General features: G+C 38.1%; 5 protein-coding genes. 1 reads left to right on the top strand and 4 read right to left on the bottom strand.

Annotated elements, in window-relative coordinates; genetic code table 11:
• Positions 1-89 precede the first annotated feature (89 nt).
• On the bottom strand, positions 90-1,304 hold the full coding sequence (locus tag IQ264_RS00835) for a hypothetical protein (protein WP_228061191.1): 1,215 nt from the start codon (positions 1,302-1,304) through the stop codon (positions 90-92).
• A 703-nt stretch (positions 1,305-2,007) separates the two neighbouring features.
• Positions 2,008-2,979 (bottom strand): GIY-YIG nuclease family protein, encoded by a 972-nt coding sequence (locus IQ264_RS00830; protein WP_193977618.1) that lies wholly within the window; start codon positions 2,977-2,979, stop codon positions 2,008-2,010.
• 144 nt (positions 2,980-3,123) lie between these two features.
• Here IQ264_RS00830 and IQ264_RS00825 point away from each other — a divergent pair, with 144 nt between their 5' ends.
• A complete protein-coding gene (locus IQ264_RS00825; protein ID WP_193977616.1) occupies positions 3,124-5,046 on the top strand; it encodes a GTPase family protein in 1,923 nt (640 codons plus the stop codon).
• 29 nt (positions 5,047-5,075) lie between these two features.
• Here IQ264_RS00825 and IQ264_RS00820 read toward each other — a convergent pair whose 3' ends face one another.
• Together IQ264_RS00820 and IQ264_RS00815 are read right to left on the bottom strand one after the other, a co-directional pair.
• Positions 5,076-5,291, bottom strand: a complete 216-nt coding sequence (locus IQ264_RS00820; protein WP_193977614.1) for a hypothetical protein — start codon at positions 5,289-5,291, stop codon at positions 5,076-5,078.
• A gap of 552 nt (positions 5,292-5,843) precedes the next feature.
• Positions 5,844-6,233: a response regulator gene (locus IQ264_RS00815; RefSeq protein WP_193977612.1), complete on the bottom strand. Its 390-nt coding sequence runs from the start codon at positions 6,231-6,233 to the stop codon at positions 5,844-5,846.
• Positions 6,234-6,405 lie beyond the last annotated feature (172 nt).

Genomic DNA, 6,405 nt, shown 5'->3' with positions numbered 1-6,405 from the left:
GACAAGGGGATGGGGAGAAATAATTTAACTATCTCTTCTCTTCTACTCCCCCTACCTCCCTACCTCCCTATCTCCCCACCTCTTCTTCCCTATTGCTTGTTACGATTTTGCCAAGCTAGTTCTAAAAGTTCTGCCCAACGTTTTTGGACTTGTTTTTGGGAGCATTTTAGGGCGGTGGCGATCGCTTGGTCGTTAATTTGGTTACGCTTTAATTGCAGTAGTTCTTGCTGTTGGGGTGAAAGTTTCTGCCAGAACAGTTGCCATTGCACAGAAGACATTCCCAACTTTTGATCGAGATCTGCACCTAACCATTGATGGACTAGTTGCCAGCGATCGGAACGAGCAAACTTTTCTACATAATATTTAAAGCGTTGCTGTAAATAATCTCGCTGCCGGGGAGACAACCCGAGAATTTCGTCAATTTCTGGCGCTGATAAATCTTGCAGTTTTAAAATCAGATATTTCACGCATTCGGGCTGTTTTTGCGCTTCCAAATATTGAATCAATTCAGTAATTAAATTTTCTCGCAACAATTCTTCTGAACGATCGCTACTTTCCGATACCATAGAAGCTCGCACTTGTTGTAGTGCTGATTCGTGTATAGATGCGCCAGCATCTTCACCTTTAGTTGACTCAGCGGCTAATTCAATATCGATTGCTGTTTCCGCTGGTTGGCGACGGGAAAATGTTTGGGCACGTAACACAATTAATTGCTGAGAAAGACCTGCTTTTACAAAAATTTTGCGTCGCGCATATTGTTCTGTAAATGCTAAATATTCAGCAATTTCTAGGGAATGGCGCGGTGTGTAATTTTCCGGTAGTTCAGCTTCTTTACGGAAGACTTTCAGTGACTCTATATAAAAGGCTTGCAAGAAATCTTCGATCAAGTTGTAACGAGTTTGAAAGCCAAGTTGCGATCGCATTGGAGCAATATAACGATAGACAATTGCCGCCAAAGTACTATGTAACTCAATCCGGCTTTGCCGAGAACCAAGATGATAATAAGCTAAACATTTTTGTACCCGATGTTTGACTAAAGATATTTGCCAAGAACGAACTTCTCCAGAATTTTGAATCCGAGAACTTTGCTGACAAATTCTGTCTACTTCTTTGGCAATACGACTCGCTACCCCCTGCATAGAAGCGGCAGAAACTTTTACAGTACTACCAGATTTTATTTGCGACTGTAGTTCATTCCAAGCCCGGTAAGTCAGAATTTCAATATCTAAAGCTGACTCATTAGCAGGGAAATCAACATCTATATTTGCAGAGTTTATTAAAGTTGTAGTGCTAGGTAAATTCATATATTCTACTCTCATAATTAACTTGACAGAGGGATTAACTAACTAGAAAAAATTTGCTGCTTTAAGTGTCTACACTTAAAATTTAGGCAAATACGGTTTATAAATGTGCTGGCGATGTGTCACTGTCTCAAGTTTTTTATTTTCTTGGTTAGACTTGCCATTTGTAAGTAGGTGTTCACCTCATAGAAGAAACTGCTAGATTACTTACACAGAGCGAATTTTCAGAATTTTGACTCAGTATAATTCCCCTGTTCCACTTCTCAACTTTAATTCGTGCAAAGTGGACAATTTCCCAACTGGTAGATACGGCAGAAGGGTGAAGTAATAAGTAGAAGGCAGAAGAGAGAAGGTTAGTAGACGGAAAGTTTTGCGATCGCGCCCAAAATCTCAAAAAATGTAGCTTTCAATCCAAAATACTCTGTTGTACTTGTGAAGAACCTCAGTTTTGGGAACTGGCGATTTTAAGCCATGATAAAGAGTCATATTATCAACGAGTGCCCTGCCGAAAAGCTTGCTTTTAAATGTGTAGGTAACTCTATATATAGGCTAGCAGGTAAGGTTGAGTTTTGCGATCGCCTACGGCACGCTGCGCGATCGCTCTTTCAAGTATCTCAGTCATAACTGCCGTAATGTCTGCAAAACAATATCAATATATTATGTTTAGGGAAATAAACCTAAACTAATCTACAAAGGATTCATGATTTTAAACATTCAGAATTTTTAGCTTGCTTATGTCCAAAACCTCGTTAAACAATAGTTTAACCAAATCTTCTTTGTATGGAGATAGTCGTTCTATAGCTCTACGCCGATATTCTTCGTATGGCTGGTTTTGGTTATTATAATACACATACATACCAGTAATTCTTAGCTGACACTTATTTTTTATTATAGCCAAATATGCTTCATTAATAACCCTAATGTTTACTCCTGCAAGTTGTGTTAATTCATATTCTTGAATAAGGTCTGCTGTTTCTTGATTAGTTACATAAACTTCTATAGCAAAGCCATTAACTAACAATCTCCTCACATAAAATATTCCTGAGTATTCATACTTTAGAGTACCTTTACAAGCCCAGCTTTCTGAATAGTTGTTACGTTGGCGGAAAACCTTTCTTAGGAAAAGGCACAAAGAATGCCAATCGTTTTCTTTAAGACATTCTCCTAACTGATTTAGATTGATACAGATGTGGATTACTCTTAAAGGTAATACGGCTTTCTGAACTCTCCAAGCATCTCGCCAATTTATAGAATCTTCAATAAGCTTAGGGTCTTCTTTTCGTGGCGATTCTACACCTAATACAAAGCTATATGGTGCAATGAGAATTAGTGTTTCTCGTAAAAGTGTTTCTGTAGGATGTAGCTTCTGCGCCTTAACTTTAGTTCTGTTCAACTGTGGATTATATTGCTCAATGTGCTGCCGTTCTATAGCATCAAGCTGTAATTGAGATATTAACTCGTAGTAGATCGTAAATTGTTTTTTTCGTTGCTTTTGTAGTTGATATAATCTATGGTGGTTATTACCTGACCAACGGCTGCGTAGATTTTTCGCTTGTCCGATGTACCAAACGATCGATTGTTCGTCTAGGACATAATATATTCCTGATTTTTCAGGAAGTAAATCTCTATACTTCAAACCTATATGAACTAATTTCAGGATATGTTCGTCTGCTTTCATATCTTAATCAGTGTATTGTCTGTCGATGATATGGGTATTCAAAGATAGAACTCTCGATCGCTTGTTATTGTGTTTTTATAAATTAGAAATACTAGGATTGATAATACAGGTTATCTTTTCACCTAATTAGGCAGGTTTAGGACAATGGTACGACTAAAACCTTGGAAAATCGTTGTATTAGCAACACCGATCGCAACTATCATTGCTTTCCTGATGGTAGCAGCAGGGCAACAAATTCACGCTTGGGGAATTAATTGGATTTGGGCTATCTTCACTCTAATTTTGGTGGGTTGGCGTTGGTTGTTGGTAAAATGGACGCAACCTGTGGTAGCACAAATAGAAACTGTAGTTGCCGAGGTAAATAAGGAACTGGAAGAAGCTGCTGCTGAAAGTACTGTAAGTTTACCTGCGGGAAATAATGCTGTAATTAAAGCCGAAGCAGCGTTACAAGAAATATTGAAAACTGCACAAAACGATCGCCCAGTTTGGGAAGATTGGGGTACTTTTTGGGAACGTTGTCAGCAGTTAGTAATTGCGATCGCACACGCATACAATCCAGAAGTAAAATATCCCTTACTTAACATCTACGTTCCTCAAGCTTACTCTCTAATTCGGGGCACAGTAGATGATATGGATCGCTGGATGCAAAAATTATCTCCTGCTTTGAATCAAGTAACAGTTGGACAAGCAGTGGAAGCTTATGAAGTCTATCAAAGATTAGAACCTTCGGCGCGAAAACTCTGGCAAATTTGGAATTGGGTACAATGGATAATGAACCCAGCAGCAGCGTTAGCAAGAGTAGCTAGTCAGCGTTCCAGCAACCAAGCAACTCAGCAATTATTAATCAATTTAGGTCAACTTTTGCGGGAAGCAGCTTTACGAAATTTAGCTCGCCAAGCAATTCAACTGTATAGTGGTATTGCCGCAAATCTTTCTGAATCTGCTGTTGCTACACCCACTCTTCCCCAAGCAAAAACCCAAACTTTACGAGATATTTTAACTCAAGCTGAACCAGTAGAAACAGTAGAACAAAAACCCGTAAATATTTTATTGGCGGGAAGGACTGGATCGGGAAAAAGCAGTTTAATTAATAGTTTGTTTCAGGCAGATTTAGCAGAAGTCGATGTTTTGCCTAGCACGGATAAAATTAAAAGTTATGAATGGAAAACGCAAAGTGGAGAAAGTTTAACGCTTTGGGATACGCCTGGTTATGAACAGGTAAAACGGGGGGAATTAAGGGATTTAGTAATTGATTATGCAACAAATGGCGATCTTTTGTTATTAGTTACTCCGGCGTTAGATCCGGCTTTACAAATGGATGTAGACTTTCTTAAAGATATTAAAGGAGAAGTTGCAGACATACCTGTAATTACAGTTGTAACTCAAGTCGATCGCCTGCGTCCGATTCGGGAATGGGAACCGCCTTATGATTGGCAATGGGGAGATAAACCAAAGGAAGTTGCTATTCGAGAGGCGACTGAATATCGTGCTAAACAGTTAGGAGAGTTCAGCAAATTAGTTTTGCCTGTTGTTACTTCGGATAGTAAAACTAATCGCAACGCTTGGAATATTGATATGTTATCTTTGGCTTTAGTAAATGCGATCGCACCTGCCAAACAACTGCGTTTAGCTCGATTCTTGCGTAATTTAGAAGCGCGAACTGTCGCTGCTGCTAAAATCATCGATCGTTACACTTTCCAGATGACAACTACTCAAGGATTAGCGGCATTTTTGAAAAGTCCGATCCTTCAATTTATTTCTACCATGTCTACTGGATCGCCATCTTTAGCTTTTGTCTTGGCTCAACAAATTCCTGTAGAACAATTGCCTGTAGTCATTGGTAAATTGCAAATGGCTTATGACATTTACTCACTGTTAAATGACAAATCTAAACCGATCGACTTTGATTTAAGACCGCTTTGGTTATTGTTAATTGAAAATTCGGCTGCACCCGATCGTAATGCTTGGGCATTTGGACACACTGTAGTAGAGTTTTGGACACAGAATCTCACAGTTGCACAACTACAGGAACGATATAATTACTATTTGAATTCCACTACTAAGTAGCTATTGGTTAATTTCTTAGTAACTTGAATTTAAGAGGCTATTTGGCTAAGTTTATCAGTTGTCATTAATTCACGAACTGATACTTTTTTCTGCAAGAAATTGTCCAAAGATTGGCTATATTTTGACAACGAAGGGGAGGAATTAAAATTAGGCATTTCTTGCCAACAATGGCGACAGTACCAATAAATTTTGTTATGACGAATATGCCGCAACATAGCATGAGAACAACAGGGACAACTTGCCATTTTCTTAGACCTCAATAACTAACAGAGGAAGGATGACAATTCATTTACCAGCGATGATTTAGAGGATATGAGGGAAATTTGAAGAACTTTTGAAGATGAACCTAAAATAACGGAAAAGTTACAAAAGTACATAATTGTTTATGTGAAAGCACTTAAGTGCAGGGGGACAAGGAGACAAGGGAAAGTAGGGCTACTTTAGTAATTTTTTTTGATATATAATTTGTCTCCAAAACCCGCCCCTGTAATATCAAATAGAAAAAAGAATGCAACAAATCGGCGATCCCCCATTATCCCCCTTAATAAGGGGGACTTAAAACGGAGTCTTGTTCCCCCCTTAATAAGGGGGGTTAGGGGGGATCAAGCATTTGTTGCAAACATTTAGGTATTCCATATAACTCAACCCTTTTTTCTTCTGCCTTTCCCAGTACCTAATCCTCAGTCCCCTGTCATATCATGTGTCCGCTTGATTAAGCATAATGTAGAGAGGTTATATATAACGTCTCTACAAGGTTTTGGATTAACAATACTATGGTTAATTAGCCGGATAACCACCTAAACAATTTGATGTTCCAGAAAACAGTTAGTTACTACTGCTAATAGATCCCGTTTGGTAAAAGGAGCGATTAAATAATCACTTATTCCTAGTTCTTTAATTAAAGAAATAGCTTCAAATTCGTAATTTGCAGTAATTAAAAGACTTGATACTTGCAAATTCTTTAAACTAGATTTGATTCGCTTCAGAATATCCTCTGTTATTAGCGAGTAAAAGTTTAATTCAAAAATGATGAGGTCAAATTCAAGATTAACAGCTAAATTCAAGCCTACAGCGATGTTACTGATTAATGCGATCTTAAATCCCTCCATATCTAGAATTTGAGCGATATTTGTGCCAAACTCTAAACTACTGGAATAATTATCTTCAATAATTAAAATTCTACTCACTATTCCTCTCTTGGAGTCACAAGGGTTGTACAGTCTTACTGAGGCTAAAAGTTTTACCAGGGGTTTTTCATCAATAAGTTTAGATACATTAATCAGTAAATCTCCTCTACAGTCACAAAAAACACCCATCAAACTTATGAGGATGACTACTGCCATAGTAAAGAGCGAATTT

Source organism: [Phormidium] sp. LEGE 05292, from assembly GCF_015207735.1.
Lineage (GTDB): Bacteria > Cyanobacteriota > Cyanobacteriia > Cyanobacteriales > Aerosakkonemataceae > Floridanema.
The sequence above is the reverse complement of the archived record's forward strand: the minus strand, read 5'-3'. Positions and strand labels throughout refer to the sequence as shown.